Genomic DNA, 17295 nt, shown 5'->3' with positions numbered 1-17295 from the left:
TACCGTGTAGGCGTTCCCATCACTCCCACGCAACGATCGCTGGCGGCGTCCCAATCGGGCCAGCAGAACGACGATGAATCAAGCTGAACCGACAACCGATCACTCCGACGCCGATCACTTCGAAGCCGATCACTCCGAAGCCGGGCGTTCCGATGATGCGACGCCTGCCCCGCTATCGCTGGTCGGCCGATTCTGGATTTTTCTTTCGATCGCGGTGGTCGGCGGAGGACTGGATTTGTGGAGCAAAGCCGCGGTGTTTCGCTGGCGCGGCTTGCCGACCCAGAGTGACATTTGGTGGGTCTGGGAGCCGTATTTCGGAATCGAGACGGCCGTCAATATCGGCGCCGTGTTCGGCGTCGGGGCAGGGCAGGGGACCTTTTTTGCCGGCATGAGCGTCATCGCGGCGATCGGGATCGTGGTCTGGTTGTTTTGGTTCCGGGCGGCCGAGTCGATGTGGTTGACCGTGGCGTTGGGGATGGTCGGCGGCGGGATCATCGGCAATCTTTACGATCGCTTGGGGTTTTGGTGGCAAACCGGCTATCCAGACCAATGGCGCAGCGGCGTCCGCGACTGGATCCTGTGGCGGATCAACGAACAGTGGACCTGGCCCAATTTCAACATCGCCGATTCGCTGTTGGTCGTCGGGGCCGGGATGCTGCTGTACCAAAGCTTCTTTCCCGGACAATTTGCCGGTCCAGCGGTCGGCGATGACGGACAGGCTGACCAACCGACAACGTGACCCAAAGACAACGACAAACGCATGACGGATTCAAACATGGGATCGACGGAATTAACTGGACCGGACGCCTGGTCGTCGCTCGAATCCGGCCGGCTTTCGGCCATGGTTTCGATCGCACGCGCCGCTGGGGAGCATACCCTGAAGTACTTCGGCTCGGGGGATTTGCGTGTCGATGCGAAAAAAGATGACTCGCCGGTGACGATCGCCGATCGCGAAGCCGAGCAGCTCGTCCGCGAGCAAATCGCGGAGGCCTTTCCCGAGGACACGGTTCAGGGAGAAGAATTCGCCGAGACGGTGGGCCAGTCACGGTATCGCTGGGTGGTCGATCCGATCGACGGCACCAAGTCGTTTGTGTGTGGGGTGCCGCTGTATTCGACGTTGCTGGCATTGGAAAAAGATGGCCAGCCGATCGGCGGCGTGATCTTCATTCCCGCACTCGGTGAAATGGTGGTCGCGGCACTCGGTCATGGATGCTGGCATCAGACGCGATCGATCGATGGAACCCTGCAGGGCTGGACACCCGCTCGCGTCTCCGGGCGGACCGAGTTGTCTCAAGCGGTATTTGTGACCAGCCAGGTGGATTCCTTTGACGCCCGCGACTCAGCCGAGACGTTCAAACGGATCGAGCGGGCGTGCTGGATCACCCGGACCTGGGGCGATGGTTACGGCTATTTGCTGGTCGCGACGGGGCGGGCCGATGTGATGATCGATCCGGTCTGCAATGCCTGGGACGTGGCCGCGATCCTGCCGGTGATGGTGGAATCGGGAGGCCGGTTCACGGATTGGAAAGGCGTCGCGACGGTCCGCGGCGGCGACGGGCTGGGCACCAACGGGCCGCTTCACGACGCGGTTTGCCAGATTCTGGGTTGCGAGTGATGCCGGCGGATTGGTAGCACGGGGTGCAAGCTGAGACGCGACGGACGGCGAGCGGGCCCATCCGTATCGGCGCTGAAGCGGAACGGCGCGAGCCGTCCGGTGGCTTGGCGCTGAGGCGGTAGCGGAACGGCGCGAGCCGTCCGGTGGCGGTTTGAAAACAGTTTGAAAGACCGGAGGGCTCGCGCCCTACCGCTAGTAAAAACAACGGATGATCGAATCCACTTTAGGAGACTGCAGGATGCATTGGCGAATCGGATTGCTGGGATTGGGACTGCTGTCAGCCTTGGTCGTCGGCGGGGTTGCCGACCAGCCGTCGCCTTATGGGATTCCGGAAAACGCGGGGGCCGGCGGTTACGAAGCCGGGTTGCCCCCCGGACAGGCGGTGCAGGGTGTGGGACCGTCCGCGATGCAGCTCGGCGCGAGCGAAAAGGGGCCGCAAGTCGCGGCGGCGGGGGAGTTGATCGGGTTTAACGGATTTGACGGCTCGGGAAGTCAAACAATTACGCTGGTTCATACCGGAAAAATGCAAATCGCCGTGTATCATATCGATAGGTCGGGCCAGATCCGCTTGGTCAGCAGCCGCCCGATCGATGCCGACTTTTCCTTATCGCTCAATCTGACGAAGCCACTTCCCGGTCAAATCCGACTTCTTGGCAGTCAGGTGAAGTAGCGTTTGCCGGCGATCCGAGCGATAGGGAAAGGGGCATCAGTCGTACCCATAGTTTCTCCCCCCCGCTCGAATCAATCTTCGCCCATGTCTTATCTGTCACTTGAAGAAGCTGCTGCAAAACTTGGGATCAGCACCGATCGCCTCGTTGAACTTCGCAGCCAAGGCCAAGTCCGCGGTTTTCGTGACGGTTCCAGTTGGAAGTTCCCCGACACCGAAATCGACCGTTTGGCGGATGAATTGGCCGACGGATTCGGGTCTGGGATTCTGGTCGGTGAATCCGGCTCGGGATCGGGCAGCGTGATCGGTGGCGATTCGGCCGCCGACGCTGACGGCAGCGATTTGGGCATCGGTTCGGAAACGCCCGGCGAAGGCAGTGACGTCAACTTGGTGACGGGCTCCAGAGAAGAGGGCAGCGACGTCGAACTGGTGGCGTCGGACAGCGGCAAGCTGGGCGACGAGTTGGAGCAGGATTCGCTGTTCGAGAGTGACGAAAACGCACTGCAAGAAATCGATTCGGCGGAATTAAAACTCAACGACCCGGCGTTGATGGACGACAGCGTTGATTCGATCGATGTCGCCATCGATCCCAAAGAGGGCAGCACCGGGCCGGTCGCCAAAGCAGAGATCCAAGCCGAGGCCGACAAAATCTCGATCAGCGACGTCGACGTCACCGATGGCGCCAGTTCGGACGATGAATTCGCTTTCGCCGGTTCATTGTCCGAAGACGATAGCGATGATCTGATGTTGGGCGAGGATTCGGACAGCTTGGATTTGGATTCGCTGTCCGAGGACGAACTGCAGGTCAAAGCCGCCGGGGCGAGCAGTCTTGAATTGATGAACGAACTCGATTCGCCGGATTCCGGGGAACAGCTGAAGTCGTCTGGTGCGGATGTCTTGAGCGAATTGGATCTGCTCGGTGCCGAACAATCCGGCAGCGGAAGCGGTCTGATTTCGGGCGACAGCGAAAATCTGTTGACCTCGTCGGGCCTGGGCAGCGGGCTCGGTTCCAGCGTCATCAACGAGATGGACGACGCGTTGGACGAGGACGATGACCTGGTGATCGCCGATGACGACGCCGATTTGATGCTCGACAGCGTCAGCGATATTTCGGTCGCCGGCGACAGTGGCATCAACCTGATGAGCCCGAGCGACAGCGGATTGTCGCTCGAGAGCGAGCCCCTGGATCTGGCCGGCAGCAGTCTGTCGGCGCTGGACTTGGGTGCCGAACTGACCGACGGCAGCGGGATTTCTGGATCCAGCGGTAAGAACGCCGGAGGCAGCGGGTCGGACGAGGAGTTCCAGCTTTCACCCTCCGGCGTCGGCTTGGACGCGGATCTGGAAAGCAGCTCGCAAGTCATCGAAGTCGAGGATTCGGAATTGGTCGGTGAGGCCGTTGAATTCAACGATGACTTCGCCGACGACGCGGGATTTGCCGATGCCGGGTTTAGCGATGCCGAACCGCTGGAGGCCGATGCGTTCGATGAATCACCCGCCGGCATGGACGGGGACGTTCTGGGTGGCGAAGCGATCGAGATGGACGAGGTCGACGAATCGCCTTCGGTCGGTGCAGTCTCCGGCATGGGGGGCTACGAAGTTCCCTTTTCGATGCTGCAGTGTCTGGCGCTGATGTTCATCATCCTGACGCTTTCGCTGGGCGGCATGCTGATGACCGACTTGGTTCGCAACATGTGGACCTACAACGATATCTCCTCGCCGGTCAGCGCCCTGACCGATTCGCTGATCGGATTGATGGGCTGGGATTCCTGATCGGCGGAGATTCCTGATCGGCTGGGATTCCTGACTCGGGTTTGGCCTTGGCGGGTACGAAGAAGGGTGGTGGCGCGTCTATACTAACCAGGTACGGACGCCGCGTTCCCACCCCGAAACGGACTTCACCCTCCCGCCTGCCCCCGCTATGACCGCGCCCATGATTCCGGATCTGAGAGAGAAAGTACGCCACCACGGTGGTGGGATCCGAAGACGGCTGGCCGTCCCGCCGGTGCGGATGCTGGCCACGCTGAAGATCGCAGCGCTGATGTTCGCGATGCTGATCATCGGTGGGTGTGAGCAACCCGAAGGAATCGTCACCTACAAGATTCCCACGAAGGTCCCCGAGCAGTTGCTGCCGGGCAAGGATCGGTTGTTGGCGGTGATGGTCCCTCGCGGCGAAAAGGTTTGGTTCTTCAAGATTCTCGGCCCCGAAGACGCGGTGGCGCTGATCGACGACGAGTTTCAATCGTTTGTCAAAAGTGTCCAATTCGATTCCAGTGACGAACCCGTGCTCGAACCGCTGCCTGAAGGATGGCGTCGCGGCGGAAAAAAGCCGATGCGTTTCGCCACGATCGATATCAACACGCCCAAGAAGCAATTGGACCTGAGCATTTCCAACCTGTCGGTTCCCGGCACAATGGACGAGGCGGCGTGGAACGATTACGTCCAGCAAAACGTGAACCGTTGGCGCGGCCAAGTCGGCTTGAAGCCGTCGTCGGAGAAATGGTCCGGCGGCGAATCGATCGAGCTGGCTGCGGCCGAGGGCCAAGCCGTCTGGGTGGATCTGGTGGGACAGCCCGGAGCCGCCACGGCCGCTCCGATGGGAATGATGCCCGGTGCCGGTCCGATGGGCATGCCGCCGGCCGCGCGACCACCCGTCAACGCGTCGACCGGCAGTCCGCCACAGGGCACGCCGACGCAAGCGTCGCTCCAGTCGGAGACGCCCGAGGGTTGGGAACGCTTGGACGTCCGGCCCGGCGGGATGCGTGAAGCGGCGTTCAAAGTCGGCGAGTCAGAAATCACGGTGATCACGGCCGGCGGAGACCTGCGTAGTAACGTCGCACGCTGGATGGGGCAGGTCGCCGGTGGAAAGCCCGAGGAGTCCGCCGTGGATGAAATGATGGCCGGTGCGGAGAAATTCGACGTTTCCGGCCGTCCGGCACAGCGGTTTATCATCGCAGGCGACGCCGAAAAGGGACAGAAATCGATCGATGCGACAATTGTTGAAATGGAAGGTGGACGCAGCAAGTTCATTAAAATGACGGGTGATCCCGAAACCGTCGCAGAGCAGTCCGACGCGATGAGAGCGTTTTTGGATTCGCTTTCGTTTTAAATCCCCGTTCAGCCGAATTCCCGTTCAGCCGAATCAAAACAAACCGTAGAAAGCACATGGCGACTATTCCCAACCCGTCCGGCCAGTTTCCGAAAGAACGCGAAGAATCGACCGTGATCTCGTCGGCCGATGTGCTGGCGGCACTCGGTTCGCTCAAGCTGACCGTCGGCCTGTTTGCCGCCTCGTTGATCATCGTCTTGGTCGGCACGCTGGCCCAGGACGAAATGAACATGCAAGACGTCAAGGAGCGGTACTTCGTTTCTTGGATCGCTTGGATGCACTTTGATGATTTCTTCCCCCAAGCGTTTTTTCCACACGCCAATCCGATCCGCGGGATCATCCCGTTTCCCGGTGGTGCGTTGATCGGCGTGTTGCTGATGATCAACTTGATTGCGTCCAAGACGACGCGGTTCCGAGTGTCGGCAACGGGCGGACGCTTGGCCGCCGGCATCACGTTTATCCTGGCCGGGTTTGTCGTTGCGGGATTGATCATCGCCAGCGGACACAGCAGCGACGGATTGCAGGGCGCGCCACCGATCTCCTATGAGTCTCTCTGGTACGTCGTGCAGGGCATCGGGGTCGCCGCCGCGATCGGTTTGACTGCCGTGTCGACCAATGTCAAGCATCGCTCACTACGCGTCCTCGGTTACATCACCGCGGCGCTGTTGGCGGGCATCATCGCGTACACGTTGTTCAGCGGCGCGCGGATCGGTGATCCGGGGCTGCGAATTGTTTGGCAATTGACCAAGGGACTCGGTGCCGGCGTCATCTTGTTGGTCGGGTGTTTGCTGATCTTCGGACGCCAAGGCGGCAATCTGTTGCTGCACTTCGGCGTCGGACTGTTGATGTTCGGGCAGTTCGCGTTCGGCGATCGCCAGTTGGAACAGCGGATCAGTCTGGTCGAAGGCGAATCGACCAACGCGTTGATCAACCTGGACAAGGTGGAACTGACCTTCATCGTGCCCGGCGAAGAAGAGGACATGGTGACGGCCATTCCCGGCCCGCAAATCGGTCAAGCCTTGTCCACGGGCGAATTGATTCGCGACGACGCGTTGCCGGCCGATGTGAAGGTGGTCGCGTTCTACGAAAACTCGGATCTGATCAATCCGAAACCGACCGGCAACCCGGCAACCAAGGGTGTCGGTTTGGAAGTCCAGGCCGTCGAAGCACGCAAGCGTGGCGGGACCGATGGTGAAGTGAACGTGGCGGCCGCCTACATCGAATTGATCGACAAGGAGACCGGCGAGTCGCTGGGCACGCATCTGGTCAGCCAAATGCTGTCCGATCGAGAGACGTTGGTACCGGGCGGAACGGCCAAGGACGTTTACGACGAAGTCACAATCAACGAGACGGAATACAAGATCGGGCTGAAGTACCATCGCGAGGTGAAGCCGTATTGGGTTCACTTGGAAGACGTCCAACGCCGCAATTACAGCGGCACCGAAACGCCACGGGACTACAGTTCTTACATTCGCATCATCGACACCGAAACCGGCGAAGATCGTCGCGAGCGGGTCTGGATGAACAACCCGCTTCGCTACCGCGGCGAAACGTTTTTCCAATCCAGTTACACGCCGCTACCCGGTGGAAAAGAACTGACGGGGCTGCAGGTGGTGCGCAACAGCGGTTGGCTGATCCCCTACGTCGCTTGCAGCATCATGGCGCTCGGCATGCTGGCCCACTTCACCGGCACGCTCAAGCGTTTCGTCGGACGTCGGGAACGAGAACGAGCCAAGGAGATGGCCGAACTGAGCCAAGAGGATCGACAAGTGTTGACGTCCTCGCGGCCGGCCGTGATCGCGTTCAACATCGCGGCCGTGCTTGCCCTGATGATGCTCATTCCATGGCCCGCGGCGATGACGTCGCTGCGGCCCGATTCGCGTGACAAGGACTATGACTTCTATACCGCCGGCAAAATCCCCGCCCAGTTCGGCGGCCGGGTCTTGCCTCTGGATGCTTTCGCCCGTCAGACGCTCAAGGCGATCAGCAACAAAGAATCGCTGCCGATGGAAAACGCTCCGGGGGCCATCAAGAGCCGCGTCGACAAGAAAAGCATGTCGGCGATGCAGTGGTTGATGGAAGTCGCGATCGACGATCCCGCACTGCGTTACTTGCCGATGTTCCGCGTCGATGCCGAAGAGGTGCGTAGTCAATTGAAATTGGACCGGCGTGAGAGTCGGCTGTACTCGCTCGATGAGTTGCTGACCGAATGGCCCAAGGCCGACGCGCTGATCAAGGCGGCTCGCGGTAAAGACGAAGCGGCGTTGTCGTTTAAAGAAAAGAAGCTGCTTGAGCTGGATCGCCGAACCCGTCAATACATGTTGACCGCCGAAGCGTTCCAATTGCCGCGTCCGCCAGAGATTCCGACAGACAACTTGCCCGAAGGCATCACCGAAGAAATGGTGCGGCGATTCGCGATCGATGAATTGCAGCGACGGATGGCATCGATCCAGAACATGCCGACCGCCCGGATCGTTCCTCCGACTCAGGACGAGGCGACCGGCGCCGTCAACGATCCTGATTGGTCAGCCTTCGCCCCCGCGTTCTTTGCCGATGCTTCCATGGGGCCGTCGGACGATCCCGATCGCCAATTGGCTTCGGACCCGTTCAGCCGGATGATCGAATCGTACAGCGACGAAAAGAAAGATTACGAAGGTTTTAACCAAGCCGTCGATGACCAATTGGCACTTTCGGCCGCGTACCCGATCCCCGGGCTGAATTCTAAAAAGGTGGCGCTGGAACGTTGGATGGAATCCAATTCACCAGAGGTCCGCGCGACCATCTTGTACATCCTTTCGATGGTGATGGCGTTGCTGTTCTTGGCGATCGGGGACCACCGCCTAAGGAACGCGACGTGGGGCGTGTTGCTGGTCGCGGCACTGATTCACTCGGTCGCCATTCTCAGCCGCATTTACATCACCGGCCGGGCACCGGTCATCAACATTTACTCGTCGGCCGTGTTCATCGGCTGGGCGGCCGTTCTGGGCGGGCTGGTGATCGACCGAATCTATCGACTCGGATTCGGCAACCTGGTCGCCGCGACCGCGGGAACGCTTTCGCTGTTGGTCGCACGTGGGCTTAGCAGTGGCGACACGATGCCGGTCTTGCAAGCCGTCTTGGACACCCAGTTCTGGTTGGCGACCCACGTGATCAGCGTTTCGCTGGGCTACGTCGCGACGATGGTGGCCGGCATGCTGGGGATCGGTTATCTGATCAGTAACTGGATCGGCGCCGAAGAACGCGCGGGGCGATCGCTGTATCGAATGATCTACGGCGCCGCGTGCTTCGGGATCCTGTTCAGTACCGTCGGGACCATCCTGGGCGGGTTGTGGGCCGATGACAGCTGGGGTCGCTTCTGGGGCTGGGACCCGAAAGAAAACGGTGCGTTGCTGATCGTGATTTGGAACGCATTGATGCTGCACGCCCGCTGGGACGGGATGGTCAAGGCGCGCGGCTTCGCGATCCTCTCCATCGGCGGCAATATCGTCACGGCGTGGAGCTGGTTCGGGACCAACGAATTGGGGATCGGGTTGCACAGCTACGGCTTCACCCAAGGCGTGCTGATGTGGCTGACGATCTTCATGGCGACGCAGTTCGCGTTCTTGATCGCAGGCCTACTCGCTTGGCGCAAAGTGGGGTAAGCATCCTGCTTGGCATCCAGGCTGAGTCGCAAGCTGGAAGCGTACGCCACTGGCGTCGACTTGATTCCGAACGGGGTGTTACTTGTTAGCGGTAGGGCGCGAGCCCAATACCGCTCAATCGACAAGGTTTTGACCAGCGTAGGGCCCGTAGGCTCGCGCCAAACGGCTGATCATCAATTGATATCAGCCGGTTCGCGCCAGCGTCCGGGCGCCCATCAATTTCGATTTAGAGGTATTGGGCTTGCGCCCTGCCGCTAACAGGCCGTGGAAGACCGGAGGGCTCGCGCCCTACCGCTAACAAGAACACCCCGATGGGTGTCAAAGTAGTATCCCACTGATTACTTCACCGGAAACTGTGCATGTCCATTTTGTGCCGAATTCTCGTCGCGCTGGCGATCTCCACCGGCATCGCCAACTGCGGCGTCTGCCCAGCGGCGTCGCCGCGACTGACCAGCGTGACCCCGCGTGGAATCCAACGCGGTGCCGAACATCAATTGACATTCATCGGTTCCAACTTGGGTGACGTTCAAGACATCTTGTTTTACGACGACGGCCTGGAAGTGCTGGAGGTCAAGGGAGAAGGCAACAACGCAACCGTCAAAATCCGCGTCGCACCGAACTGTCGCTTGGGTGAACACGTCGCGCAGGTGCGAACTGCCACGGGCATCTCGGACTACCGCACCTTGTACATCGAAGACCTGCCGGTGGTCGACGAAGTGGAACCCAACAGTGACTTCAACACGCCGCAAACGATCGCGCTGGGACATGTCGTCAATGGAACCATCACCAACGAAGACGTCGACTACTTTTCGGTGGATGCCAAACAGGGACAGCGAATCTCGGTCGAAATCGTCGCGATGCGATTGAGCACCGCGATGTTCGACCCCTACGTCGCGATCCTGGACGAAAAACGATTCGAGCTTGCCACCAACGATGACACCGCACTGGCGTTGCAAGACGGCTTTGCGTCCATCATCGCTCCCGCCGATGGAACCTATTTCATCGAAGTGCGTGAAAGCGCTTATGCAGCCGGCAACAATTACCGACTTCACGTCGGCACCTTCCCACGACCCAAGGTGCCGTTCCCCGCCGGCGGAAAGATGGGCGACGAAATCGACGTGCGTTTCCTGGGGATGCCTGCCGGTGAACTGACCAGCAAGGTTCAGCTGCCCGCCAATCCGGTCACCGATTTCGGAGTCTTCGCCGAGGACGAAGGTGGCGTTTCGCCCACGCCCAACCCGTTCCGGTTGTTCGAGCATGGCAATGCCTTTGAACAGGAACCGAACAACGAAGTCAGCCAGGGGACACCGGTCGAGTTGCCGCTCGCGTTCAACGGCATCATCGAAACCGCCGGCGACGTGGATTGCTTCAAATTCGCCGCCAAAAAGGGACAGGTTTACGAAGTGGAGTGTTTCGCGCGACGCATTCGCTCCGGGCTGGACCCCGTGCTAAATCTTTACTTCGCCGACGGACGACACCTCGCCGGCAATGACGATTCGCGAGGTCCCGATGCCTACATCCGATTCACGGTTCCCGAAGACGCCGAGTACGTGATTCGGGTGAACGACCATTTGGGACGCGGCGGTCCCGATTTGGTCTACCGAATCGAGTTTCAAGCCGTTCAGCCGGCCCTCATGCTCGGTATTCCCCGCAACGAACGCTATGGACAGTATCGCCAACAGGTCTTTGTGCCCAAGGGGAACCGATTCGGCACTCTGATCACCGCCAATCGGATGAACTTCGGCGGCGACCTGGTGTTGCTGGCCGAACACTTGCCGGCAGGACTGACGATGCAATGTGATCCGATGCCGGCAAACCAAAACACGATGCCCGTTGTCTTCGAAGCCACCGCCGACGCACAACTGAGCGGCGCCTTGATCGACTTTCTCGCCAGACACGCCGACCCGAACCAGACCATTCGCGGCGGGTTCGTCAATCGAGCCGACTACCTGATCGGCGAACCCAATCAATCCCTCTACCGCTGGAAAGACGTCGACAAACTTGCCGTCGCGGTTGTCGATGAAGTGCCGTTCCGGATCGAGATCGAGCCCCCCAAAGTGCCACTGGTTCGAGACGGATCGATGAATCTGAAGATCATCGCCCACAAAAAGGAAGGCTGGGACGAAGACATCCAAGTCCAATTGCCCTACCGCCCACCGGGAGTCGGGGCCGGGCCAAGCGTCAACCTGCCCAAGGGGCAAACCGAAGTCCTGTATCCGATCAACGCCAACGGGGCGGCCGAGATCAAAAACTGGAAGGTATTTGCCCTGGCGACATCGCAAGGGATGTGGGCGTCTTCGCAATTGACGCCACTAGAAATCACTGACGCCTACGTTCGTTTCGAACTGCAGCGGGCGGCGTGCGAACAGGGCAAAGAAACGTTGCTGCTGTGCAAGCTGAATCACACGACGGCATTTGAGGGAGAGGCGAAGGCGGAGTTGGTCGGCATGCCGCCCAAGGTCGGGATCGAACCCCTGTCGTTTTCCAAAGACACGACCGAGTTGACATTCAAGGTCACGACCGAAGGCGATAGCCCCGTCGGAAAACACACCCTGTTTTGCCAAGTGACGATTCCGCAGAACGGCGATGCGATCGTCAGTCGCGCGGGGAATGTTGAACTGCAAATCGACGTTCCGCTTCCGCCGCCGGTCACCCAACCTGTCCCCACGCCGGCAGCGATGCCGGAGGCAACCGTCCAAGCTCCGCCTGAACCGGCCAAGGCACCCGAGCCGCCGCCAACCAAACCGCTATCGCGATTGGAAAAACTGCGACTGGCCGCTCAGCAACGCCAAGAATCGCGAACCGAACAGCCTTAGCGTCGCCAACGCCAATCACCTCCACCACTCATCCTCCAGCCCTTTCGGATGCAGTCGCAAATCATCGTCATGAAATCACAACACTTCCTCGCCTTGGCCGCGTTGATCGCCGTCGTCACCGCAGTGCCGGCGGCCGAGCCCGCGAGTTTGACCGAGACGCGTGTTCCCGTCTCGATACGCGTCTACCCGCCCAACGTCGATCTGACGAACGCGCGAGATCATCAATCTGTGATCGTCCAGTCCGTGTTTGCCGACGGCATCACGGAGGACGTCACCGACCAGACAACCTTCTCGCTCGGTGACGCCACGCTGGCGCGGCTGGAGTCCAACGTGGTCTATCCGCAATCCGATGGTTCCACCGAATTGAAGGTGGAGTACGCAAGCCACCAGGCGGTTCTGCCGGTCGTGGTCAAGGACTCGGGCGCTCAACCGCCGGTCAGTTTCAAACTGGATGTGATGCCAATCTTCATGCGAGCTGGCTGTAACACGGGTAGTTGTCACGGCGCGGCGCGGGGGAAAGACGGCTTCATGCTCTCGCTGTTCGGTTACGATCCCGACGGCGATCATTTTCGCTTGACGCGACAGTTCCCCGGCCGGCGAATCAATCTGTCGCTTCCGGAAGAAAGCCTGTTGATCCAAAAATCGGTCGGATCCGTTCCCCACACCGGCGGTCAGCGATTCGCAATGGAAAGCGAATATGCGCAAACACTGTTGCGGTGGCATCAGGCCGGCGCGGTGAACGATCCCGGCGAAGTTCCCCGGGTGACGAAAGTGGAAGTGTTTCCGGAAACCGCAGTGTTGGATGGTGAAGGCACGACACAGCGTGTCAGCGTCCGCGCCCACTATTCCGATGGAACCGATCGCGACGTCACGTCACTCGCGTCCTTCCTCTCCAACAACGACAACTCGGCGCCGATCTCCGCCGACGGCATGGTCACCGCGGCCAATCGGGGCGAGGCGTTCATCATGGCCCGGTTCGACACCCATACCGTCGGATCTCACGTCATCGTGTTGCCCAAGGACCTGCAGTTCCAGTGGAACGATGCCAAAGATTTCAACTATATCGACACGCACATTCACGCGAAACTGCACAAGCTGCGGATCAATCCTTCGGACATCTGCAGCGACGAAGAATACTTGCGTCGGGCGACGCTGGATATCGTCGACATGCTTCCCACGATCGAAGAATACGAGCGATTTGTGGCCGACGACGACCCGAAGAAACGCGACAAGTTGGTCGATGAACTGCTGGACCGCAAAGAGTTCGTCGAGCTGTGGGTGATGAAATGGGCCGAGTTGTTGATGATTCGTACCACGCAGCAGATCGCCTACAAACCGATGCTGCGCTATTACAACTGGCTGCAAGAGAAACTGGCCGCCGAAGTCCCGATCGACAAGATGGTGCAGGAATTACTGAGTGCCAGCGGCGGCACGTTCGAAAACGCGGCGACCAACTATTACCAGATGGAAACCGATCCGCTGAAGGTTTCCGAAAACGTCGCTCAAGTGTTCATGGGGATGCGGATTCAGTGTGCCCAGTGTCACAATCATCCCTTCGATCGCTGGACGATGGATGACTACTACAGCTTTGCGGCGTTTTTTTCGCAAATCGGGCGCAAGCAGGCCGAAGATCCACGCGAAACCATCGTCTTCAACAGCGGCGGTGGTGAGGTGAAGCATCCCGTCGATGGCCGGGTCATGGCGCCCAAGTTCCTCGGCTCCGACGCGCCGGATGTCGCCGGCAAAGATCGCCGTGCGGTGATGGCCGATTGGCTGGCGTCCAAGGACAACCCCTACTTCGCACCGAACCTCGCCAACATCGTTTGGAATCATTTCTTCGGCAAAGGGATCATCAACGAAGTCGACGATGTGCGGGTCAGCAATCCGCCGGTCAACGCCGAATTGATGGCCGCGCTGTCGGAATCATTCATCGAGTACAACTATGACTTCAAGCGGCTGGTGCGCGACATTTGCACGTCGCGAACGTATCAGTTGAGCACCGCGACCAACGAAACGAACAAGCGTGACGATCGCAATTTCTCCCACGCCTCGCTGCGTCGAATCCGTTCCGAAATCCTACTCGATTCGATCACGCAAGCGACCGACACCAAGAACAAATTCGCCGGACTTCCCTTGGGTGCCCGGGCTGTTCAGATTTCTAACGGCAACACCAGCACCTATTTCCTAACCTCGTTCGGCCGGGCAACCCGCGCCAGTGTCTGTTCCTGTGAAGTCCAGATCGAACCGAATCTTTCACAAGCACTACACCTGCTCAACGGGGAAACCGTCGGCGGCAAAATCGGCGAAGGAAAACTTGTCGAGCGACGATTGGCCGAAGGCAAGCAACCGGCAGAGATCGTTGACGAGCTGTATGTCCGCTGCCTGACACGCAAACCCACCGACATCGAAAAACAAAAACTGGGCGAAGCGATTGCCACCTCGCCGGACATCAAAGTGACCCTCGAAGACATCTTCTGGGCGCTTTTGAATTCACGGGAGTTTGTGTTCAACCACTAAGATGACCGCAATGATCAACTTACGACGACTGTTTCTGCTTTCCGTGATTCTCTCGTCTTCGCTCCCCGCGGATGCCGAAGAGAAGAAGCCGCCCGTTATCACCTTTGACGACCATATTCGCCCGATCTTTGCACAAGCGTGCGCGTCGTGTCACAACCCGGATAAAAAAAGCGCCGACCTGGACCTGACCAACTACAGCGCCCTGATGCAAGGCGGTGCGTCCGGCGAAGTGATCGAACCGGGTGACGCGTCGGCCAGCTATTTGTATGCCCTGGTCACCCACCAGGACGAGCCTTCGATGCCGCCGGAATCGCCAAAGATTGCCGACGAGAAGATCGAGACGCTGCGCAAGTGGATCGATGGCGGCGTCCTCGAGAATGCGGGAAGTTCGGCCAAGGCGGCTAAGAAAAAGAAGTTCGACTTGGCGCTGGCGGCACCCTCGACCGCGCGACCAGAAACCGTGCCTATGCCGGCGCGATTGAGTCTACAACCCGTTTTATTCACGCCCGACCGAACCGCGATCGACGCCCTGGCGACCAGCCCCTGGGCACCGCTGGCGGCCGTCAGCAGCCAAAAGCAGGTGCTGCTCTACCACACCGAAACACTCGAATTGCTCGGCGTGCTGCCGTTTCCCGAGGGAACGCCGCGGGTTCTAAAGTTCAGCCGCAACGGCGGGCTGTTGCTCTGCGGCGGCGGTGTCGCCGGAGCCAGCGGACGCGTGGTCGTCTGGGATATCCACAGCGGCCGACGAATCATCGAGATCGGCGACGAACTGGATGAAGTCCTGGCCGCCGACATCAGTTCCGATCAAACCCTGATCGCGCTCGGTGGACCACAGCGCGTCGTTCGCATTTACGCCACCGAGACAGGCCAACTGTTGCACGAAATCCGCAAACATACCGATTGGATCACCGCGTTGGAATTCAGCCCCGATAGCGTGTTGCTGGCCACGGGCGATCGCAACGGTGGTTTGCAAGTCTGGGAAGGCTGGACGGGCCGCGAGTATCTAACCTTGAAAGGTCACACCGCAGCGGTCACCAGCGTTTCATGGCGCAGCGATTCCAACCTGCTGGCATCCAGCAGTGAAGACTCGACGATCCGTCTGTGGGAGATGGAAAACGGCGGCGCCGTGAAGAATTGGGGCGCGCATGGTGGAGGAGCGCTGAGCGTCGAATTCACTCGCGATGGCCGCTTGTTCTCGTGCGGACGAGACCGAATCCCAAAAACCTGGGACCAAAATGGCGCCCAGCAAGTCGCGTTTGAAGCGTTCGGCGATTTGGCGTTGGAGGCCACTTACTGTGACGAAACCCACCGCGCGATCTCCGGCGACTTCAGCGGCGAAATCCGCGTTCATGATTCGACCAACGGTACGCGATTGGGTCAGTTGGTGAGCAACGCGCCGTTGCTGGAGACGCGGCTGAAGCAAGCTGACGAGTCGCTGCTGGCAGCCCAATCGGAATTCAAACCGATCTCAGAGGTTTACCAGACGGCACAGTCCGCGTTGCAACAGATCAGCACCGAAGTCGCCGCCGCGCAGAAGGTCGCCGCCGAAGCGAAGCAGGAATCGGATCGTGCGGCAACCGCGTTGGCCGCCGCACAGGCGACGATGACACAGGCGGCCAGTGAAAATGCGGTCGCCAGCACTGCGGTCGATGCACTGTCCATCAGCGTACCGATGTTGAAGGAGGCTGCCGAAAAGGCGGCCGCCGCCGCGGCACAGTTGCCCAATGACGCAAACCTGATCGCCGCCGCCCAAACGATCCGCACGACCGCGGACACCAAGGTCAGCGAAATGACGTCCGCCAAGGGGATCGCGGCGACCAAGTTCGCGGCGTTGCAACAGGCCCAGCAGGCACTCGATTCGGCGCAGCGGCTGGCCGGTGATGCAGCCGCCGCACGGACCAGCGCGGAACAGGCCGAACAAATGCTGGTGGCAAAACGGAAACCTGCCGAAGACGCATTCAACGCTGCCAAGCAAGCCCACGATCCAGCCGCAGCCGCTGTCGCATCGGCCCAGCAAGCCGTGTCGCGTTGGACCGGCGAAATCGAATTTGATCGCGAGCTGAAGAAACTGCACCAACAACGGCTGGACAGCGAGCAACAACTCGCGCTCCTCGAAGCCCAACACGCCACCTCGCAAGAAGCCGCGGACGTGGCAAAGTCCAATGCCGATCAGGCGCGGGCGGAATTAGCCGCAGCGCAAGCGGAACTTGCCAAAAATGACGCGGATTACAACACCGCCATCGCTGCGGTGGAGGCCGCCAAGGCCGCAGCGACCAGCGCGACCGAAGCCAAGCAGAACGCCGCGGCAGGTGTGGCGACGCTTGATCAGGTGATCGTCGAACTCAACGATGCGGTGACCAACGCGGAGCAGGCGCTGAAACTGGCCAGTGATGATGCGACGTTGATTGCGTTGGTCGGCCAATTGAAATCTGCTACCGCGGAAAAGACGAAGCAACTCGAGGCCGATCGCGTCGATTTGGTCGCAAAAACGCAGGCCGAACAGCTCGCGATCGCTGGTGTTGCCGAAGGCGAAGCAAGGGCATCCGGGTTGTTGGTGATGCAGCAATCGCTGAAACAGAAGGTTGCCGAGGCCACCGCGATGGTCTCGGCATTGGAAACAAAAACCGCCGACGCGATCCAAGCGGTCCAGGTCGACGAAGTGCATGTTTCGCAGTCTCAATCCAACCTCGCCACGATCAATCAAGCGATCGCAACGCTGCAAGGCCTCTCGATTTGAATTTAGCCTTGCGTTTGCCGAGCGGACGAAGGTCAGGCAGTAGCTTGCGGAACGATGAAACGATTACTGGGCCCACGGATAGCAGCGCGAACCCACGGATTTCTTGCACCCTGTCATCCGTGGGTTCGCGCTGCTATCCGTGGGTATTCTTTACGATGGACAGCCGTAGGTCACGCTGTGCGTGACAGTCAGG

At 59.8% G+C, this 17295-nt stretch carries 9 protein-coding genes; all 9 read left to right on the top strand.

Annotation, left to right across the window (positions count from 1 at the left end; translation table 11 throughout):
* Positions 1 to 73 precede the first annotated feature (73 nt).
* The 9 genes from ABX749_RS03245 (at position 74) to ABX749_RS03205 (ending at position 17102) form a co-directional block, all read left to right on the top strand.
* Positions 74 to 739 (top strand): signal peptidase II, encoded by a 666-nt coding sequence (locus ABX749_RS03245; RefSeq protein ID WP_372894736.1) that lies wholly within the window; start codon positions 74 to 76, stop codon positions 737 to 739.
* A gap of 21 nt (positions 740 to 760) precedes the next feature.
* Entirely contained in the window at positions 761 to 1615 is an 855-nt protein-coding gene (gene hisN, locus ABX749_RS03240; RefSeq protein ID WP_372894735.1) for a histidinol-phosphatase, read from the top strand.
* A gap of 238 nt (positions 1616 to 1853) precedes the next feature.
* Positions 1854 to 2285, top strand: a complete 432-nt coding sequence (locus ABX749_RS03235) for a hypothetical protein (RefSeq protein WP_372894734.1) — start codon at positions 1854 to 1856, stop codon at positions 2283 to 2285.
* Between the two features lie 84 nt (positions 2286 to 2369).
* Positions 2370 to 4052, top strand: a complete 1683-nt coding sequence (locus tag ABX749_RS03230) for a helix-turn-helix domain-containing protein (RefSeq protein ID WP_372894733.1) — start codon at positions 2370 to 2372, stop codon at positions 4050 to 4052.
* 160 nt (positions 4053 to 4212) lie between these two features.
* The gene (locus ABX749_RS03225; protein WP_372894732.1) at positions 4213 to 5388 is read left to right on the top strand and encodes a hypothetical protein; all 1176 of its coding nucleotides are present in this window, start codon (positions 4213 to 4215) and stop codon (positions 5386 to 5388) included.
* 56 nt (positions 5389 to 5444) lie between these two features.
* Positions 5445 to 9029, top strand: coding sequence for a cytochrome c biogenesis protein CcsA (gene ccsA, locus ABX749_RS03220; RefSeq protein ID WP_372894731.1), 3585 nt, complete (start codon positions 5445 to 5447; stop codon positions 9027 to 9029).
* A 359-nt stretch (positions 9030 to 9388) separates the two neighbouring features.
* Positions 9389 to 11845 (top strand): hypothetical protein, encoded by a 2457-nt coding sequence (locus ABX749_RS03215; protein WP_372894730.1) that lies wholly within the window; start codon positions 9389 to 9391, stop codon positions 11843 to 11845.
* A 69-nt stretch (positions 11846 to 11914) separates the two neighbouring features.
* Complete coding sequence (locus ABX749_RS03210; protein ID WP_372894729.1) at positions 11915 to 14362, top strand: DUF1549 domain-containing protein; 2448 nt, start codon at positions 11915 to 11917, stop codon at positions 14360 to 14362.
* Positions 14363 to 14372: 10 nt separating this feature from the next.
* Complete coding sequence (locus ABX749_RS03205) at positions 14373 to 17102, top strand: c-type cytochrome domain-containing protein (protein ID WP_372894728.1); 2730 nt, start codon at positions 14373 to 14375, stop codon at positions 17100 to 17102.
* Positions 17103 to 17295: the final 193 nt, after the last annotated feature.

The sequence above is a fragment of the Stieleria sp. genome, from assembly GCF_041595215.1.
Taxonomy (GTDB): Bacteria; Planctomycetota; Planctomycetia; order Pirellulales; family Pirellulaceae; genus Stieleria; species Stieleria magnilauensis.
Note: the sequence above shows the minus strand (reverse complement) of the source record. Positions and strands in the feature narration are given on the sequence as shown.